This is a genomic window from Bacillus sp. PK3-037, assembly GCF_054161355.1.
In genome coordinates this window covers 3,137,177-3,151,669 of sequence record NZ_CP096408.1, presented here as the reverse complement: position 1 = coordinate 3,151,669, position 14,493 = coordinate 3,137,177, and the positions used below count along the sequence as shown (strand labels likewise).

Below are 14,493 nucleotides of genomic sequence, written 5' to 3'. Positions count from 1 at the left end.
CTGTACAGGGAGGTTTCCTGAATGAAAATTTATGTAGTGTATGACAGTGAAGGCGAACATACAAAGGTATTGGCAGAAGCGATTGCTGAAGGCGCTCGGGAAAACGACGCGGCTGAAGTATTCATCGACCACGTAGATCAGGCGGATATCCGCAAGCTTAAAGACATGGACGCGATTATTTGGGGATGCCCCGGGCATTTCGGAACAATCAGTGCAGGTCTGAAAACTTGGATCGACAGACTCGGCTACTTATGGGCTGAAGGCGAGCTGATCAACAAAGTCGGCGCAGTATTCTGCACAACGGCAACAACACACGGCGGCTTGGAAATGACAATGCACAACTTAATCACGCCAATGTTCCACCAAGGGATGATTGTTGTCGGTCTGCCTGGGAATGTGCCTGAAAACGCGCTGTACGGTTCTTACTACGGAGCGGGCGTCACTTGCCCGGTAGACAGTGATGAGTTAATGTCTGAGGAAGGTATCCAGCTGGGCCGCGCATTAGGAAGACGCGTCAGCCAAGTCACAGGAAACTTAACAGCCGGACAGTAAGGAGAGGTTAAAATGGCCATTATTATAGCAATTATTGCTGCTGTCATTGTGATTGCGGGCCTTATCACGTATAACGTCCGTAACGCCTCTGCTGGACTCGAGAAGCTAGAAACAGCTGAAAAAATCGCCCCTCCAGAAGAGGAAGAAAACGAAGCGCAATACCCTGCTGAAGCACGGGCTGCTGAGCATGTCCCAGCCGTTGTGAAAGCTGACTCTGAAAAAGAGAAAAGTGACTCAATTGGGGATGACTTCTACAGGCAGGCGCTTCAAAAGTTTAAGCATTCTGAGGAAGATCAGAAAGACAAAGAGGACACTGAAAAAAGTGACAAAATGCAGGACAGCAGTTATCGTGATGCGCTGCTCTCCATGAAAAATAAAAAGAAATAATATCGAAGGCAAATCCGTTTACTCATGGCGGGTTTGCTTTTTTTTATGCTGTTTAAATGCATAAAACTTGGTTTTTTATAAAATAAATCCATGGAATATGTTGTATTTTAGAAAGTTCTAGTGTACTATTTGAGTCATACACTTTATGAGTGTTTTTAGGAGGAAAACAATGAAACCGTTTTGGGGTTTAGTAAAAAAGGATCTGAGACTGTCAAAAATGCGGTTTTTTGCGTGTCTCGGTGCAGTCATACTTTTAGCTGCCGGAAGCTTTTTATTAGAACGAGTGACTGAAGAACCTTTAGCTGCTTTTGGATGCTGGGTAATGCTTGCCATTTTTCAAGTGTTTTTAGCTCCTTTGCTTGTCTACAATAGTCTTCGTGTAGAGGGGAAAAACCAGCTATGGTTATATAATCCGAACGGCGCAGCCGCGCTTTTACTCTCGAAACTGACTGCCGGTCTTGTCTATCAATTTATTTTTCAGTTTTTGATTTCAGTTTACGGCGTCTTTCTTTATGAGTACCTTGACTCAAAAGCGCTCATTGCTGATCAAGTTCCGCTTGCAGGCACTATACTGATCTTTAATCTTTATGGGCTGGTATTTACTGCTTATCTTTCCTGTGCGGTGATCCTGCTGTGGAATGTGTTTCATTCTTTAAAATCGAGTTCTTTCCTCATCAGGCGGTTTCGCTGGTTCATTTGTATGTTACTGGGGATAGGGTGGTTTTATGCAGAGGACCATTTGATCATGCCTTGGCTGACACCGCTGGATAAATTGTATTATTTCACAACGTATGGAGATGTCGGTTTTACATACAAGGGATCTTTAGGGTGGAGCGTGGAATTAAACATCTTCCATCTTCCATATCCGTCTATTATTGTCATGCTGGTTTTGGCAGCTGTATTTCTTTTTCTGGCTTCCAGGCTCCTGCAGCGAAAAGTTGAGGTGTAGAGAACATGAGACAAGACTTTCAATCCTCTAAACCGATTTATTTGCAAATTGCTGATCAAATCTTTTATAGGCTGGTCAGACAGGAGCTTGTTCCCGGAGACAAGCTGCCGTCTGTCAGAGAAATGGCAATTCAAACAAAAGTAAATCCGAATACGATTCAAAGAACCTACAGTGAAATGGAAAGGCTGGGAATTGTGGAGACAAGAAGAGGGCAAGGGACGTTTATCGCTGAAAAAGCTGAAATCGTGGATGAACTGAAAGAGAGGCTTACCCGTGAAGTGTTTGAAAGCTTTATTCATCAAATGGCAGAGCTGGGATTAACAAAAGAAGACATGCTGGCAGGGATTAAAAAATACACGGAAGGAGGACAGGAATGAATATTGTGTTTGACAATGTGTCTAAGAGATACGGCGGCCACACGGCGCTAAACAATATATCCTTCACTTTATATCCGGGAAAAATTTACGGATTTTTGGGCTCGAATGGCAGCGGGAAATCGACAACCTTGAAATTAATCGCCGGATTGATGTTTCCTACTTCAGGTTCAGTAAAAGCGGGTGAACAGCCTGTAACAAGAGACATGATCAAGCAGACGGCTTATCTAACAGAGTTAGACATGTTTTATCCCGGGTTTACGGTGAAAGATATGCTCGATTTTTACGAATCACAGTTCCCTGACTTTCAGATGGAAAAAGCCTATCAGCTGCTTGAGGAAATGCAGCTGAAGCCTGAAAAAAAGATAAAGCAGCTTTCCAAGGGGAATCGAGGCCGTCTTAAAATCGTGTTGGCACTATCAAGAAAAGCTTCCGTCATTCTGCTGGACGAGCCTTTTTCCGGTCTTGATCCGATGGTCAGGGATTCAATCGTAAACAGCCTCGTTTCTTATATTGATTTTGAGCAGCAGATCGTTGTCATTGCGACACACGAAATTGATGAAATTGAAATCCTGCTTGACGAGGTCATCGTGCTCGCCGACGGAGAAAAAATGGCGCAGCGTGATGTGGAAGAGATTCGCGAGCAGGAAGGTATGTCCGTGCTGCAATGGTTTAAAACGAATATGGAAGTTTACTAGATAGAGGAGGAATTTGATGAAAACAGTATTGGAATTAAAAAATGTGACAAAAAACATCAGAGGCCGGACGATCATTGATGATCTGAGCTTTACGATTCGCGAAGGCGAAGTATTTGGATTTCTGGGACCGAACGGAGCGGGGAAAACGACGACAATCAGAATGATGGTCGGTTTAATGAAGCTGTCACAAGGTGACGTGCTCATTTGCGGCCAGTCAATCACGAAAGATTATGCCAAGGCAATCAAACATATCGGGGCTATTGTAGAGAACCCAGAGCTGTATAAATTCTTAAGCGGATATAAAAATCTCCAGCAATACGCAAGGATGGTAAAGGGTGTCACGAAGGAAAAAATTGATGAAGTGGTAGAACTGGTAGGCCTCAAAGAAAGAATCCATGATAAAGTGAAAACCTACTCTCTGGGAATGAGGCAGCGTCTCGGCTTGGCACAATGCCTTCTGCACGATCCGAAAGTGCTGATTTTGGATGAACCGACAAACGGCCTTGATCCGGCGGGAATCAGAGAAATCAGAGACCATTTAAAGAAGCTGACGCGAGAAAAAGGAATGTCTGTCATCGTATCAAGCCATCTGCTGTCAGAAATGGAACTGATGTGTGACCGAATTGCGATTATCCAAAAAGGAAAGCTTATCGACATTCAGAATGTAAGAGATGAAATAACTGATGAAAAGGATACATATTTCTTCCAAGTGGAGCAGCCGAAGGAAGCTGCTGCGATTCTAAAAGAATATGATTCGGTAATCAAGACAAACGGTTTGGAAATCAAACTGGCTAAAGAGGACGTCCCTGCAGTCATTGAATTGCTGGTCATGCAGCAAATTCGCATTTATGAAGTCAAAGTGATTACAAAATCATTAGAGGACCGTTTCTTAGAAATCACAGGCGAAGCAAAAGAGGAGGTTCAACATGCTTAATTTGATTTATAATGAGTGGATCAAAATTTTCAGCCGTGTCGGAACATGGGTGATGATCGGAATCCTTGCTTTGACAATGATCGGGTGGGCATTTTTAACAAACCACTTTTCGACCGATGAAGCAAATCCGAAGTGGAAAGAAACGCTTCAAGCACAAAATGCTGATTTGAAGAAGGCAATGAAAGAAGATCCTTCCCTGAAAGGACAATATGAAGAAACGATCACAATCAATAACTATCGCATTGAACATAATATCCCGAGTGACACTGGCTATACCGTTTGGTCTTATGTAACGGATTCTGCCGGTTTTACAATCCTTACTGGGCTGTTCACGATTATAATCGCAGCCGGCATCGTCGCAAACGAATTTAACTGGGGTACGGTTAAGCTGTTAATGATCCGGCCGCTCAGCCGTTTTCAAATTCTGCTTTCTAAATATATTACCGTTCTTTTATTTGGTTTCTTATTGCTGTTTATATTATTTATGGGTTCAACTTTGCTGGGACTGGTCTTTTTCGGGACAGGCGGGGACACTGCCGCGAATGTTCATTTAATCTATAAGGACGGTCATGTATTGGAACAAAACATGCTGGGGTATTTGGCCAAAACGTATCTCTCAGAATCTGTTGCGGCTTTAATGCTGGCTACGATGGCATTTATGCTGTCCGCAGTATTTAGAAACAGCTCTCTTGCTGTAGGGTTTTCCATCTTTTTATTGGTAACAGGCACGACAGCCACTGCATTTATAGCGATGAAGTTTGACTGGGCGAAGTATATTTTATTTGCCAATGTTAATCTGATGCAGTATGTAGAGGGGACACCGTTAGTGGAAGGGATGACAATGACTTTCTCTATAGTGATGCTGGCGATTTACTTTGTCGTCTTCCTGTTGCTTGCTTTCGGAATCTTTATGAAACGGGATATTGCGAACTAATGAAAAAAGCTGTTTTGCATAAGCAAAACAGCTTTTTCTTTAAAATAAAAACTGCAGGCTTGCACCTGCAGTTTTTATTATCAATTTATGCTTACGCTTCTTTAGTAACGTTAGCAGCTTGTGGTCCACGGTTTCCTTCAACGATTTCGAAAGAAACTGATTGGCCTTCTTCTAAAGTTTTGAAGCCTTCGCCTTGAATAGCAGAGAAATGAACGAATACATCGTCTTGACCTTCTACTTCGATGAATCCGAAACCTTTTTCAGAGTTGAACCATTTTACTTTACCTTCTAACATGAAATTTCCTCCTAAAGCGATCATAACGCTTAAATTCACTATTCTTGCTCTAAAACAAACTTCCAAGACGAAAACTCTTACAAAACTTTCTTCTTAAAGATAGTTCGAACAAAAATAATTACCTTTACTCTACCAGTAATTTTGAGAAAAAACAACTGTTAAATGAAACTTTTTTCGGAAAATAACATATTATTTTTCATTTTGATATTTATTTGCTGAAATGTATCTGTTTTTTCGATACGTGATCATATGTTTGCAGGACTTTTTACTTTACTATCTCTTTACGGAAAGGCTGGGTAATAGTAATTGACAACCCTTTCTCATATGAGTAAGGTAAAGTTAACCAATGTTACAAATGACAACGTTTATCAACGAAGAGCGTCTGATTTTTATGTCTGATATTGCTTGCATGCTCTAATAAATAGATAGGAGTATGGTGTCACAATGAAAAAGTGGCTTGTATGCAGTTTTGTTCTTATTCTTTTCATTTCATTTACTGCATGCTCACCGTCAGCAGAACATGAAACGATAAAAATTGGAATTGCTGAGTCGGACGAAGCGATATGGAACTATATCGTAAAAAAGGCTGAAGCGGAAGGGCTTAATATTCAGCTGATTCCATTCTCTGATTATGCAGAATCAGATATTGCGCTGGCTAACAAAGAGATTGATGCCAATGCTATTCAATCCATTTCATATTTTCAGTCGTTTTCAAAGAAATACAAACATAAACTGGCACCGCTCGGCACGACATACATAGCGCCTATGGGCATTTATTCAAAACGATATCATCGAATCAAAGATATTCCGCGCGGTGCTGTTGTTGCTGTCCCGGATGAAGCGCTCGATTTTGGGCGAGCCCTTACGCTCCTGCAGGAAGCGGGTTTGCTTACTTTGAAGAACGGATTTAACGGAACCGGTTCAATTGATGTGATAAAAGATAATCCGAAACACTTGAAATTGAAAACCGTACGCCAACAGGACGTATTGAGCGGAGCCGACGTGTTTGTGATGAAAACAGCCGCCGCAAAAAAAGCGGGGCTGAACCCGCAGAAGCATACATTAAAGGGCGGCAGGCGAATCGGGAAGGAAGATATGAATGTAATTGTTGTCAGAGCTGAGGACAGAGATCGCGAAACACTGCAAACCATCCTTGAACTCTATCAATCAGATGATACAGCGGCATTTATAGAGAAGGAATATCAAGGGATGCTTGTTCCCGCTTTTTTACCTTTACATCGTCTTTCAGATTGGAAGAATGAATTCAAAACATGAATTCATTCTTTTTTTTCGGAAAACCATACTTTGTTTCGGCCGTTTTCTTTCGCTTTATACAGCATTTGATCAGCAAGAACCGGCAAGGTTTCCGGCTTATCTGTGTTTCGGGGGTAATGGGCTACTCCCAGTGAGGCCGTAACGGCAAGCTTTTCCCCGTTTGTTAATACAATCGGTGTATGACTAATCGAGTACCTGATTCGTTCGGCGATTTGGAATGCTTTCTCGGGCGTGCAATTTGGCAAGAGGACGGCAAATTCCTCGCCGCCGATCCGTGCGGCAGGATCAGTGTTGCGGATATTTTGTTTTAGTCGGGATCCCAGCTCTTTTAGAACCTGATCCCCCTCATGATGGCCGTATTGATCGTTAATCGTTTTAAAGTGATCGATATCCATATAAATAAGCGAAAATTGTAAAGATGGAGTGTGTGCAGCCTGTTGATACAGGTCTTTTGTGATTTCTTCAAACTTTCTGCGGTTATAAATACCTGTCAAAAAGTCAAAGTGCGCCTGGAACTTATACTGTTTAAATAAAAGATGTGCATTTGTTTCATGCTCGATAATATATAGGCTGAGCATGCCGCCGATAATTGAAATCAGCCAAAAGTAAAAGTGAAGCTTAAGTGAATGGATATCAACAAATACATAGAAGAAAAAGGAGATGAAACCATTTGAAATGATTAAAAGCAACAGAACGTGTTTCAGCTGAACTTTTTCTCTCCTTGATGCAATAAGTGACAGCACGGCAGCGATACAAATTGTAATCATGGAATACAGTGCTGATTCATTCAAGCTGATCAGCATGCGGCCTGCTGCGATTATCATCAGAGCTGTCGCCGTAGACACCCAGCCTCCATAAAGAGCGGCGATCATAATAGGGATATTTCTAAAATCTATGATTGAATGGTGATACGTCAAACCAAAATTCATAAGAATAACCCCGAGGAGACCGCAGGCAGTTCCTTTTATTAACTGAAAGGACAGGCGGTCTTTTTTATGTATTAACCTTTCTTTAAACAGGTGGGTGAACAGATAATTAAATGTGATTAAAATGGTCAAATTTACGAACAGTTCTTTCAGCAATATTATCACCCTTATATAAGTTACTAAAGAAAGGGGGGAATGAAAAGAACAAAAACGGTATTCATTGGGTTTTTTTATCCAAATATTGATGCTGAAATAATTCTTACTTGAACTATCGGAATTTGTGTAATATAGTATATAAGAAAAATTTTGAAGGGAGAGTTTGCCTCAATTGGAGACTTTGCTAGTCATTTTGCACGTATTTATTTTACTTTTACTTATTATTGGGCTATTTGCCATGCAGAAGAAACATGTTTCTTTTTCAAAACGTGTGTTTACTGCCCTGGGGCTGGGGATCGTTTTTGGATTTGCGCTTCAGCTGATATACGGTCCGACTTCAAACATTGTGGTTCAAACAGCCGACTGGTTTAATATTGCCGGAGGCGGATATGTCAAATTGCTTCAGATGATTGTCATGCCGCTTGTTTTTATTTCCATTCTAGGCGCTTTTACAAAGATGAAGCTGACAAAAAATCTCGGGAAAATCAGCGGTTTGATTATCGGGATTTTGGTTGCGACTACAGCGGTAGCCGCGGCGGTTGGTATTGCGTCCGCCCTTTCCTTTGATCTTCATGCGATTCAGGTTGATCAAGGAAATACAGAGCTTTCTAGAGGACAGGAGCTTGAACAGAAATCAGAGGAGATGACAGCGAAAACACTGCCGCAGCAAATGATTGAGCTGCTTCCTGGAAATCCGTTTTTGGATTTTACAGGGGCTAGACCGACATCAACTATCGGAGTCGTTATTTTTGCCGCTTTTCTGGGTATTGCATTTCTAGGTGTGAGACGGAAACAGCCGGAACAGGCTGAAACGTTCAAAAAATTGATTGATGCTGTTTACGCCATTGTCATGCGTGTTGTTACTCTCATCTTGAGACTGACGCCTTACGGTGTGCTGGCCATTATGACAAAAACGATTGCGACAAGTGATATTGACAGCATTTTGAAACTGGGTATGTTTGTCATTGCTTCATATGCCGCGTTAATTGTAATGTTTATCATCCACTTGCTTCTGCTGACGATCAGCGGATTAAATCCGGTTGTTTATTTGAAAAAAGCGCTGCCTGTACTCGTGTTTGCATTTACGTCACGATCAAGCGCAGGCGCTTTGCCGCTGAATATTAAAACACAAAGAAGCTTGGGTGTCCCGGAAGGAATTGCGAATTTCGCCGGCTCGTTTGGGCTATCTATCGGCCAAAATGGCTGTGCCGGGATTTATCCGGCTATGCTGGCGATGATGATTGCCCCGACAATCGGTCAAAATCCGTTTGATCCGGCGTTTATTATCTCAGTGATCGCGGTTGTTGCCATCAGTTCGTTTGGTGTCGCCGGAGTTGGCGGCGGAGCTACATTCGCAGCGCTGCTCGTTTTATCAGCGTTAAATATGCCTGTCGCGCTCGCCGGTTTATTAATCTCTATCGAACCGTTGATCGACATGGGACGTACTGCGCTGAATGTCAGCGGAAGTATGACATCAGGCCTGATTACCAGCAAAGTTACGAAGGAAATAGATTCTGGTGTATTCCAAGATCGATCCAATGTGATCGAAGCGGAAGAAGCCTAGTCATATTAAAACGTGTAATCCCACGGGGGATTACCGGTTAAATTTCAATAAAAGACCCATGAATCCTCTAATATTAGGGTTTCGTGGGTTCTTTTTCTTTTTTGTGATTTATTTTTACTCCTGTTTACTCCACTTACTAAAAGTAATTAGAAATAAAGGGTCAGAAAGGATACCTTCCTGACCGTGATCAAGAAATTCTTGAAGTAGCTTTCGGAATTTAAGAGATAAGTCGCAGGTCTAAACTATCATTTTAAGGATTAATTCTTCATGACCACCCCTTCTTAATTTTCCCATGGTAATATTTTGATATTAAACTATTAAGAAAGGATATGGTCATGAAAGTATTTGAAGCGAAAACACTTCTTTCAGAATCAGAAAATCGAGCAAAAGAATACAAAGAATTAAAAAGTAAAATGGTCAAATTAAAGAAGGCCTTTAAAGCTGTTGCTGACTTAGATGATAGTGAGTTTTCAGGTAAAGGTGCAGATAATATCAAATCATTTTATGAGGATCAGGCCGGCATAGCTAATCAATGGATTGATCTGATTGAAATGAAAATTGCTTTTTTAACAAGTATTCCTGGTATCTTGGAAGATGCTAACTTATCTGATGCATACATAGAAGAATCCTTCTTAGAACATGAGTTGGTTAATGCTAATACTAAATCAAAGGCCATCATGTCTGAACAGAAAAAAGCGATTAAAGACATCTTAAATGATATACACGACATCCTTCCCCTAGATGTTTTTTCAACAGAAGACTTTAAAGATAAATTATCTTCTGCAGATAAAGAACGAAAAAACACAGTCGAGAAAATAAAGTGAAGTCGATGAAAATCTAACATCTGAATATGCTCTATCAGAAACCAATGAACAAATGATTCAGGCAGATTACCAAGCCTTGATTGGAGCAACTTCAAAAGGTAAAAGTGCTTCACCCATCTATTATGATGCTAAAGCTTATAGAGACAGTGAAGTTCACAAGATGGCTGAGGATGTAAAAAAACAATCAACTGATTATATCTCCTTTAAAGATCAGCAGGCTGAACAAAGAAGGATTGCAAAAGAACAGGAGGAGCTTGAAAATCGCCCATGGTACGAAAAGACGTGGGATGTTGTTTGTAATTTTACAGGAGAAGTCTCTGGATATTATGATTATAAAAGGGCTGCCGATGGAGTTGACCCTGTAACTGGTGAAAAGCTCACTGAGGGACAACGAGTAGCAGCTGGTGCAATGGCTGCTGCGGGTTATGTTCCTATTGTGGGATGGGCCGGTAAATTAGGGAAAGGTGTAAAAGCTGTTTATTCAACAGGAAAAGCTATCTCTAAAGCCGAAAAAGCCCTCGAAGTATATAAAACACCTAAAACATTCTATGCTCTTCAAAACTCAAGTAAAGGGCTTTACGGACTTGCTTCGGCGAATGGCTTTAGTGAAGCTATAACCGGCCGAGATATGTTTGGGAATAAAATATCTGATGAACAACGACAGAATAGTCTTAATCAGGCTCTAGGTGTTCTTGGTGGATTTGGGCTGCGTGGTGTGAACAAAAAGTTAAATGCAACAAATCCTAGTGTTCCTAAAAGACCATCCTGGCGACAATCTGAAAAAGATGTTGGAAAAGATTATCCTAATTACAGTGAACAAAAGTCATTTATAAATGGCAAAGAGGTCCCTTATGGAAAGAAAGGAAGTTCCCGCCCAGACTTTTATAAAGATGAGCATAGTATAGAGGTTAAAAACTATAAGATTACTACGTCCAGTGGAAGAAGCAGATTAGTAAACAATGTTTCTAAACAAGTCGAAAAACGTCTGACTGACCTTCCGGGTAATACTAAACAAACAATAATCATAGATATTAGGGGACAATCAGTTCTGAAGAAATAATGGACGATTTATATGATAAAATTATGAAAAAGACTAATGGGAAAGCAGATATTAAATTCAAAACCAATTAGAGGTGAACACGATGACTGTTGGGTTTAAGGTTAAATATTATTGGTATCAGGTTGGACATGGAGACTTCCTCCATTCATTTTTTTCAACTGTGAGCTATCATTTAGAAGAACACGGTTGGGGATCAAAATATCCGCATTTATTAAATGAACTTTATCAAGGAAAGCTTGAAACCAAAAACATTGAAGCTGCCCTTGAAGAATTAAAAGATATTAAAGAAAGACTGAAAGAATACAGTCCTTCACAAGTTATTTGGGATATTGAAGACATTAATAAACGCCCACCTTGGGGAGATAATATAAGCGAGGACATAACTGACTTATCAAATTATTTTGTTACGAGTGATGGAGAAGATTTTATAAGTCTTTTAAAGAGTGCTCTCGAAAAAGGTTTAAAAACGAAATCAGAAGTTCTTATTGATAGTATCTGAAACGGGGACTACACCAATTTCAGAAGGTGAGGTTTCTGCACAAGGTTGATTAAGCTGTATGAACACTTGCTTAGCAAACCAAGGGAGGTCTCCCTATTGAGATTAAACATATATACAATTATTTTTATTATTCTTGCTGCAGCATTTAATTTAATTTCGATATTCATATTACATCAAGGTATTTTAGCATATGTTCTTGCTATTATCTTTTTATTAGCTGCTGGATATTCTACAAAATTCCCCTCTAAACCCAAAGATCAAAATAAACCAAATTGAAGCAATCTCCGTCCTCACGTATTGAACCTAACACGAAAAAAGCAGACTTTTAAAGGTCTGCTTTTTTCATTTGATCTAAAAAAGAATTACTTTTCTGAAGAGCTACCAAAAGTAATTCTTAAAACAATGCCCATAATAATAATCGCAATTAGTCCAATAATATTAACTATTGTTGAAATAGATTTATTATCTACGAAAATATTAATAATAAATGAGCCTGCAACAATCAATAGTATCAAAAAATACAAACTTTTTTTCATAAACATCCTCCTATTTTTTTAAAAATATGTTATTATTTTCACGGAAAATAATTCTACAAAGATATTGTAAAGGAGTTTTATCGTGAAGAAAAGCATTAAACAATTGGTCATTGTAATCTGTTTCTCTCTAATTTTCACCGCTATTACAATACCAATAGCTAACGCAAAAGAAAATTCTAATGATGTTTCTGCTGAGCAAGTTAATGTAGAAGCTCAGAGCATGAAAAGAACTCTCGAACCTCTATTAGAATTAATTGATCAAATGCCAGAGGATGTTGCTGAGCAAGGAATAAACTCCGGTGTTGAATGGTTAAACGTACATAAAGGTAACGAATTTGAAGGTTATGAATTTGTTGCTGATGGAGAAAACCTAACTGCTGTTAAAACCGTACAGGAAAGTATAGGACCATTCATAGTATTGAATACATGGAGTTGCATTTCTAGTGCTGCTAAAGCTATAGCAGTAAATGCCATCCCATGGGCAAAGATCTTAAAAGTTAAAAAAGCCGCAAAATTAATGGGCGGACTAAATTCTATGACAAAAACAATTATCAGAGCTTATAAACATCAAAGAAACCTAGGACTTTCTAGAACAAATGCTATTAAAAAAGCCGTAAAAGTATCTACTAAAGCACTACCAGGTGAAACTCAAAAAGCCGTACTAGAATTCTTTAGTTTAGGTGACGTTGTTAATAATTGTTTCTAATTGTTTTAAAAACAGAAATACAAGCAGGGTAAATACCTGCTTGTATTATTTGATTATGTAATTTTAATTCCCAGGTGCCAATAAGCCATTACCTCAAATGCACCATTTGCAGCCTCGTCATCTTCTTCCTCAATCTAACCAGATCGCTGTCTTCCACATCACTAAGATTTAGCTCTTTATGTATCTCTTTCAAAATGCCGCCATACCCGATCAATCTCCTAGAAGCCAGTGCATCATCCAAATAAAATATTTGTATTTTTTCATCGGACCGAACAGGATTTCCAACGCTTATTATATGTTGAGTGTTGTAGCAAGAAACAAAATTAAAAAAGGAGAGATTATTAATGAAACTCAGTCGAGGTATATTGGTAATAGCGGTGTTAAATAGTGTTCTGTCCTTTTCAACTTTTGAAGTGGGAACTAATAATGAAATGATAAAGATTGCTTCGGATAGAGCAGCATAAATGAAAAAATCCTTCTTTCGTTCAATATTGAAAGAAAGAAGGATTTTTTTATGTTCACCAATTGTACTCCAAAATAGGTGAAAAAATATAAAAAACAAAAAAGTTGAAAGCAAAAAACGTCTAAAAAGCCAATATAATTAACCATTTGAACCCTTATGCAATCCCATCTGGATTACACGTTTTTTTTAACGGCCGGGTTCTAGGTCTTCCAGCATTTCCATTACAGTGTTGTCATCCATTACATTCATTGCGCTTTGTTCGAAATGGATTGGCTCTGCATATTGCTGCTGTCTATTTCTGGATGTTGTTGTGTCCGTTTGACGATTTTGCTTAGACTGAGACTGATGCTGTTGAGGTTGGCTTTGCTGTTGGCCTGCATGCTGATGCTGACGGGCATTTTGCTGACGATTTTGAGATTGATCTTGATTATTTCCGCCAAACGCCTGTTTCATCATATCTCCAACATTAGAAAGATCCAACGACTTATTTTGAGCATTCCGGTTGTTCATTTGACCTGTAATAAACCCGCTGATTTTTTGCCGGATCTGCGGGGATAAAGCAGCAACAAGCACAGTTGAACCGATAACTAAGGCTGTAGGACTGATTCCTTTTCGCTGATTGAACAACGTGATCCCTCCTTTATAAGTGTATTGATATTTTCCCCTCTGATTAGACAAATTAACCGTTTTATTTCCCGGGAAAGCATTTCCGTTATTTTTTCATGCATATTTAGAGCCAATTAGAAAAACCTATAAGTAAAGTGATAAAGGAGGAATTCACATGCTTGGAAAAAAACAAGTCCTTGCGTCCATGCTTCTTGTCCCTTTACTTATGACTGGCTGCGGTATGGCCAATCAGGGTGAGGGCAGACGTGATAATGCAGAGCCTGAAAACGTTAACTACCGCAATCCGGCAAATGATAACGGCACAAGAAATATCAACAATGCAAATGATAGCCGTGACAACGTCGATAATAATATGACGAATAATGGTGATAACAATAACGGTGATGATAACCGCAAGTTGGAAGTTGCTGATGATGCAGCCGATAAAATTACCGATATGAAAGAAGTTAAACACGCGAATGTGATTGTTGCCGGAAATCAAGCGTATGTTGCAGTTGTATTAACAAATGGGAAAGAAGAAGTTGGAAAAGATCTGAAAAAGAAAATTTCCGATAAAGTAAGAGACACTGATAAGAACATGGACAATGTTTATGTTTCTGCAAATCCAGACTTTGTTGATCGGATGCAGGGGTATGGCGAACGGATTCAAAATGGTGATCCGATTGCAGGATTCTTTGATGAATTCAGTCAAACAGTACAACGTGTCTTTCCGCAAGCTGAATAACAGATAAAAA

Annotated in this window: 17 protein-coding genes and 1 pseudogene; 14 read left to right on the top strand and 4 right to left on the bottom strand. The window is 39.6% G+C overall.

What is annotated here, in order from left to right; all coding sequences use genetic code 11:
- The first annotated feature begins 21 nt into the window (after positions 1-21).
- The 7 genes from M1D69_RS16230 (at position 22) to M1D69_RS16200 (ending at position 4,828) form a co-directional block, all read left to right on the top strand.
- Positions 22-552 (top strand): NAD(P)H-dependent oxidoreductase, encoded by a 531-nt coding sequence (locus M1D69_RS16230; protein WP_003224063.1) that lies wholly within the window; start codon positions 22-24, stop codon positions 550-552.
- 12 nt (positions 553-564) lie between these two features.
- The gene (locus M1D69_RS16225) at positions 565-939 is read left to right on the top strand and encodes a hypothetical protein (RefSeq protein WP_458105507.1); all 375 of its coding nucleotides are present in this window, start codon (positions 565-567) and stop codon (positions 937-939) included.
- 169 nt (positions 940-1,108) lie between these two features.
- Positions 1,109-1,888: a hypothetical protein gene (locus tag M1D69_RS16220; RefSeq protein ID WP_458105508.1), complete on the top strand. Its 780-nt coding sequence runs from the start codon at positions 1,109-1,111 to the stop codon at positions 1,886-1,888.
- Positions 1,889-1,893: 5 nt separating this feature from the next.
- On the top strand, positions 1,894-2,265 hold the full coding sequence (locus M1D69_RS16215) for a GntR family transcriptional regulator (RefSeq protein ID WP_458105509.1): 372 nt from the start codon (positions 1,894-1,896) through the stop codon (positions 2,263-2,265).
- Positions 2,262-2,960 carry an ABC transporter ATP-binding protein gene (locus tag M1D69_RS16210; RefSeq protein ID WP_059293174.1) on the top strand — a complete coding sequence of 233 codons (699 nt, stop codon included), beginning with the start codon at positions 2,262-2,264 and terminating at the stop codon, positions 2,958-2,960. Before M1D69_RS16215 ends, M1D69_RS16210 begins: the two co-directional genes overlap by 4 nt.
- 16 nt (positions 2,961-2,976) lie before the next feature.
- Complete coding sequence (locus M1D69_RS16205) at positions 2,977-3,894, top strand: ABC transporter ATP-binding protein (RefSeq protein WP_458105510.1); 918 nt, start codon at positions 2,977-2,979, stop codon at positions 3,892-3,894.
- Positions 3,887-4,828: an ABC transporter permease gene (locus M1D69_RS16200; RefSeq protein WP_044156646.1), complete on the top strand. Its 942-nt coding sequence runs from the start codon at positions 3,887-3,889 to the stop codon at positions 4,826-4,828. The genes M1D69_RS16205 and M1D69_RS16200 overlap by 8 nt, the downstream gene beginning before the upstream one ends.
- 91 nt (positions 4,829-4,919) lie before the next feature.
- Here M1D69_RS16200 and cspB read toward each other — a convergent pair whose 3' ends face one another.
- Complete coding sequence (gene cspB, locus M1D69_RS16195) at positions 4,920-5,123, bottom strand: cold shock-like protein CspB (protein WP_010333511.1); 204 nt, start codon at positions 5,121-5,123, stop codon at positions 4,920-4,922.
- A 444-nt stretch (positions 5,124-5,567) separates the two neighbouring features.
- Here cspB and M1D69_RS16190 point away from each other — a divergent pair, with 444 nt between their 5' ends.
- Entirely contained in the window at positions 5,568-6,398 is an 831-nt protein-coding gene (locus tag M1D69_RS16190; protein WP_458105511.1) for a MetQ/NlpA family ABC transporter substrate-binding protein, read from the top strand.
- A 2-nt stretch (positions 6,399-6,400) separates the two neighbouring features.
- Here M1D69_RS16190 and M1D69_RS16185 read toward each other — a convergent pair whose 3' ends face one another.
- Complete coding sequence (locus M1D69_RS16185) at positions 6,401-7,480, bottom strand: diguanylate cyclase domain-containing protein (RefSeq protein ID WP_458105512.1); 1,080 nt, start codon at positions 7,478-7,480, stop codon at positions 6,401-6,403.
- Between the two features lie 172 nt (positions 7,481-7,652).
- On the opposite strand from M1D69_RS16185, the gene M1D69_RS16180 reads away from it, so the two are divergent.
- From M1D69_RS16180 to M1D69_RS16165, 4 genes and pseudogenes are all read left to right on the top strand, one after another.
- Entirely contained in the window at positions 7,653-9,044 is a 1,392-nt protein-coding gene (locus tag M1D69_RS16180; protein ID WP_458105513.1) for an L-cystine transporter, read from the top strand.
- Positions 9,045-9,379: 335 nt separating this feature from the next.
- Positions 9,380-10,679: pseudogene (locus M1D69_RS16175) on the top strand (ribonuclease YeeF family protein); the annotation flags it as partial.
- Positions 10,680-11,010: 331 nt separating this feature from the next.
- A complete protein-coding gene (locus M1D69_RS16170; protein ID WP_229043432.1) occupies positions 11,011-11,427 on the top strand; it encodes an immunity 70 family protein in 417 nt (138 codons plus the stop codon).
- A gap of 96 nt (positions 11,428-11,523) precedes the next feature.
- Positions 11,524-11,703 carry a hypothetical protein gene (locus M1D69_RS16165; protein ID WP_044156636.1) on the top strand — a complete coding sequence of 60 codons (180 nt, stop codon included), beginning with the start codon at positions 11,524-11,526 and terminating at the stop codon, positions 11,701-11,703.
- An 86-nt stretch (positions 11,704-11,789) separates the two neighbouring features.
- Here M1D69_RS16165 and M1D69_RS16160 read toward each other — a convergent pair whose 3' ends face one another.
- Positions 11,790-11,963, bottom strand: a complete 174-nt coding sequence (locus M1D69_RS16160) for a hypothetical protein (RefSeq protein WP_217827227.1) — start codon at positions 11,961-11,963, stop codon at positions 11,790-11,792.
- Positions 11,964-12,045: 82 nt separating this feature from the next.
- Here M1D69_RS16160 and M1D69_RS16155 point away from each other — a divergent pair, with 82 nt between their 5' ends.
- On the top strand, positions 12,046-12,669 hold the full coding sequence (locus tag M1D69_RS16155; RefSeq protein ID WP_044156634.1) for a hypothetical protein: 624 nt from the start codon (positions 12,046-12,048) through the stop codon (positions 12,667-12,669).
- Between the two features lie 649 nt (positions 12,670-13,318).
- On the opposite strand, the gene M1D69_RS16150 is transcribed toward M1D69_RS16155, so the two are convergent.
- A complete protein-coding gene (locus tag M1D69_RS16150; RefSeq protein WP_217827225.1) occupies positions 13,319-13,759 on the bottom strand; it encodes a hypothetical protein in 441 nt (146 codons plus the stop codon).
- Between the two features lie 154 nt (positions 13,760-13,913).
- Here M1D69_RS16150 and M1D69_RS16145 point away from each other — a divergent pair, with 154 nt between their 5' ends.
- Positions 13,914-14,483 (top strand): YhcN/YlaJ family sporulation lipoprotein, encoded by a 570-nt coding sequence (locus M1D69_RS16145; protein ID WP_217827224.1) that lies wholly within the window; start codon positions 13,914-13,916, stop codon positions 14,481-14,483.
- The last annotated feature ends 10 nt before the right edge of the window (positions 14,484-14,493 follow it).

Excerpts from the sequence above, each read along its gene's own strand:
- M1D69_RS16230 (WP_003224063.1), top strand. The coding sequence starts at position 22 with ATGAAAATTTATGTAGTGTATGACAGTGAAGGCGAACATACAAAGGTA.
- M1D69_RS16145 (WP_217827224.1), top strand. The coding sequence starts at position 13,914 with ATGCTTGGAAAAAAACAAGTCCTTGCGTCCATGCTTCTTGTCCCTTTA.
- M1D69_RS16170 (WP_229043432.1), top strand. The coding sequence starts at position 11,011 with ATGACTGTTGGGTTTAAGGTTAAATATTATTGGTATCAGGTTGGACAT.
- M1D69_RS16210 (WP_059293174.1), top strand. The coding sequence starts at position 2,262 with ATGAATATTGTGTTTGACAATGTGTCTAAGAGATACGGCGGCCACACG.
- M1D69_RS16190 (WP_458105511.1), top strand. The coding sequence starts at position 5,568 with ATGAAAAAGTGGCTTGTATGCAGTTTTGTTCTTATTCTTTTCATTTCA.
- cspB (WP_010333511.1), bottom strand. The coding sequence starts at position 5,123 with ATGTTAGAAGGTAAAGTAAAATGGTTCAACTCTGAAAAAGGTTTCGGA.
- M1D69_RS16215 (WP_458105509.1), top strand. The coding sequence starts at position 1,894 with ATGAGACAAGACTTTCAATCCTCTAAACCGATTTATTTGCAAATTGCT.
- M1D69_RS16220 (WP_458105508.1), top strand. The coding sequence starts at position 1,109 with ATGAAACCGTTTTGGGGTTTAGTAAAAAAGGATCTGAGACTGTCAAAA.
- M1D69_RS16160 (WP_217827227.1), bottom strand. The coding sequence starts at position 11,963 with ATGAAAAAAAGTTTGTATTTTTTGATACTATTGATTGTTGCAGGCTCA.
- M1D69_RS16225 (WP_458105507.1), top strand. The coding sequence starts at position 565 with ATGGCCATTATTATAGCAATTATTGCTGCTGTCATTGTGATTGCGGGC.
- M1D69_RS16200 (WP_044156646.1), top strand. The coding sequence starts at position 3,887 with ATGCTTAATTTGATTTATAATGAGTGGATCAAAATTTTCAGCCGTGTC.
- M1D69_RS16205 (WP_458105510.1), top strand. The coding sequence starts at position 2,977 with ATGAAAACAGTATTGGAATTAAAAAATGTGACAAAAAACATCAGAGGC.